Consider the following 2,344-nt stretch of genomic DNA (forward strand, 5'->3'; position numbering starts at 1 on the left):
ATTAGGTACTATTTGGTATTAGGAGATTACAATGGCTAAAAATACTAGCATCACTCTCGGCGACCACTTTGATGGTTTTATTAGTAGCCAAATCCAAAGTGGACGCTATGGCTCAGCAAGTGAAGTAATTCGTTCCGCTCTACGTTTACTCGAAACACAAGAAACGAAAATGAACACTTTACGACAACTGCTCGTTGAAGGTGAAGAAAGTGGTATGGCTGATTATGACCTCGATTCGTTTATCAGTGAACTAGATAGCGAAGAAAGAAAATGAAACCATTCCAACTAACCAACAAGGCAAAATCTGATTTAAAAGATATTGCCTTATTTACCTCTCGCAGGTGGGGCCGCGAGCAACGAAATATTTATCTCAAACAATTCGATGAATCATTTTGGCTACTCGCTGAAAATCCTGATATCGGTAAAACTTGTGATGAAATCAGAGATGGCTACCGAAAATTTCCACAAGGAAGCCATGTTATTTTTTATCAACAAATTGGTAGCCAAAACATCCAGATCATAAGAATCTTGCATAAGAGTATGGATGTAAATCCAATCTTTGGCGCATAACGCCCGCTTAAGGGGCAGCCAACGCCACTACCAACTTGCCGCATAACATCGTAATCACAAAAGCCAACGCATGGTAAAAATGCCACGCGTTGGCTGTCCCTCTTGAAGCGTTTGTTATGTACGTGCGCTTTGTTCCAGCGAAACAAACAACGGCTTTACAAACTTTGCTTCTTCTTGATAACGATTTCTCGTATCCCAAAGATCAACTGCATGTTGAATGTTAAGCCAAAATTCTGGTGTGTTACCTAATGCCGCTGCTAACTTGATTGCTACCGGAGCTGTTAACACACCGCCATTAATCAAATTACTCACCGTATTTCTGTGTACGCCCATCGCTTCAGCGAGCGCTTTTGATGTGATGCCCATTGGTTCAAGAAATTCAACTTTTAACATTTCCCCAACGCTAACTGGACGACGTTTTGTCTTACGCATAGTCGCTACCTCAATACTTATGTGGGTCTAAGTAAGTATTTAGTGCAACACCATCAACCCACTGAAAAATCAAACGATACTGTTTGTTCACTCGAATTGAACACCAACCTTTAAGATTTCCTTCAAGATGTTCAAAACGATTACCCGGTGGAATTCTTAAGTCTGATTCAGCTTGAGCTGCATCTAAGATTTCCAGCTTCCGAAATAGAGCATTCTCTATGCTACTTGGAATTAAACGATGTCGTTTATCATCCTCGTAAAACTGCTCTAACCACTTATCTTTAAATTCTAATGCCATTACAACTTGCACTGTCTCATTGTGCATCCATAGACAAAGACTAGCGCATAATGACACTGTGCACAAGTTTGATTTGCAGGAAGGATTTCAGAAAAGTACATAACGCCCGCTTAAGGGGCAGCCAACGCCACTACCAACTGCCGGCATAACGTCGTAATCACAAAAACCAACGCATGGTAAAAATGCCGCGCGTTGGCTGTCCCTCTTGAAGCGTTTGTTAGGCTAATTGGCTGAAGGTTTAGACACATATTCTGAAACCTGCTGCTCAAATTCACTAAAATTGCGAATGCGACTTAGATCTTTGATCGCTTTCAAACAGGCTTGCACAACTAACAAAGCGCCGATTAAAGCAATACACTGCCCAACAAAGTTCAACAAGCCACCTGAGTAAATTACGCTGCCAGTAGCCCACAATGGCATAGCCAAAGCGCTTGTGACCGCTGTATAAAATGCAGTTCGAATTATTGTTTCTAGCAGGTAAATCTTTAGACAGTCTGAGTTATCTTTGAGCTTTTTAATGCGCTCTAGCTCATTTTTTAGCTCTTGGCTTCGTTTAATCGCTGACTTTTGAGCACGATTGTCTATCCACTGCTGAATTTTGGGAGTCATAAGACTAGCCAATATTGAAAACGGTATTGCTAGTCCAGTACCAATCCAAAATTCAGTACTTAAGTTAAAGTCCATACTTTCCTCTTTATTAGCCTAACGCCCAATTAACGTGTGAGCAACGCTGCCACAGGGCTAAACCACTGCGCCATAAACACCAAACTCAACCCAAAGTGAAAGCGCCGAGCGTTGCGAATCACTGTTGAATTGTTTGTTATATTTAAAATGGCACGTCATCCATATTGGGTTTTTCTATTGTTCTTTCCACCATGAATATCACAGATTCGAGGTGATCTATAACCTTATCTACAAACGCTTTTACAAGTGCAATAAACTCATGAATCAGTACATCATCTAAGATATAAAATCTATTGTAGGCTTCCGAAACTTTTATAGTGTTAAAGTTGTTTTTAATCTTTTTTTGTTGCTCTTTAATGC

Annotated in this window: 6 protein-coding genes; 2 read left to right on the top strand and 4 right to left on the bottom strand. The window is 40.5% G+C overall.

Going from position 1 to position 2,344, the window contains the following annotated elements; genetic code table 11:
* The first annotated feature begins 31 nt into the window (after positions 1-31).
* Together AACT21_RS09325 and AACT21_RS09330 are read left to right on the top strand one after the other, a co-directional pair.
* A complete protein-coding gene (locus AACT21_RS09325) occupies positions 32-274 on the top strand; it encodes a type II toxin-antitoxin system ParD family antitoxin (protein WP_017045414.1) in 243 nt (80 codons plus the stop codon).
* The gene (locus AACT21_RS09330) at positions 271-570 is read left to right on the top strand and encodes a type II toxin-antitoxin system RelE/ParE family toxin (protein WP_019282621.1); all 300 of its coding nucleotides are present in this window, start codon (positions 271-273) and stop codon (positions 568-570) included. The genes AACT21_RS09325 and AACT21_RS09330 overlap by 4 nt, the downstream gene beginning before the upstream one ends.
* A 114-nt stretch (positions 571-684) precedes the next feature.
* Here the strand turns inward: AACT21_RS09330 and AACT21_RS09335 are convergent, their stop codons facing one another.
* The 4 genes from AACT21_RS09335 to AACT21_RS09350 form a co-directional block, all read right to left on the bottom strand.
* Entirely contained in the window at positions 685-1,002 is a 318-nt protein-coding gene (locus AACT21_RS09335; protein WP_001232701.1) for a HigA family addiction module antitoxin, read from the bottom strand.
* A 10-nt stretch (positions 1,003-1,012) separates the two neighbouring features.
* Complete coding sequence (locus AACT21_RS09340; RefSeq protein ID WP_001162670.1) at positions 1,013-1,300, bottom strand: type II toxin-antitoxin system RelE/ParE family toxin; 288 nt, start codon at positions 1,298-1,300, stop codon at positions 1,013-1,015.
* A gap of 222 nt (positions 1,301-1,522) precedes the next feature.
* Entirely contained in the window at positions 1,523-1,984 is a 462-nt protein-coding gene (locus AACT21_RS09345) for a hypothetical protein (RefSeq protein ID WP_094164502.1), read from the bottom strand.
* A 142-nt stretch (positions 1,985-2,126) separates the two neighbouring features.
* Positions 2,127-2,344 (bottom strand): hypothetical protein (locus AACT21_RS09350; protein WP_217898747.1); only part of this gene is annotated, 218 nt, incomplete at its 5' end.

This window comes from Vibrio sp. V08_P9A1T1 (assembly GCF_963874405.1).
Taxonomy (GTDB): domain Bacteria; phylum Pseudomonadota; class Gammaproteobacteria; order Enterobacterales; family Vibrionaceae; genus Vibrio; species Vibrio anguillarum.

Bases quoted from the DNA above. Each gene is read 5' to 3' on its own strand.
- AACT21_RS09325 (WP_017045414.1), top strand. From the start codon at position 32: ATGGCTAAAAATACTAGCATCACTCTCGGCGACCACTTTGATGGTTTT.
- AACT21_RS09330 (WP_019282621.1), top strand. From the start codon at position 271: ATGAAACCATTCCAACTAACCAACAAGGCAAAATCTGATTTAAAAGAT.
- AACT21_RS09335 (WP_001232701.1), bottom strand. From the start codon at position 1,002: ATGCGTAAGACAAAACGTCGTCCAGTTAGCGTTGGGGAAATGTTAAAA.
- AACT21_RS09340 (WP_001162670.1), bottom strand. From the start codon at position 1,300: ATGGCATTAGAATTTAAAGATAAGTGGTTAGAGCAGTTTTACGAGGAT.
- AACT21_RS09345 (WP_094164502.1), bottom strand. From the start codon at position 1,984: ATGGACTTTAACTTAAGTACTGAATTTTGGATTGGTACTGGACTAGCA.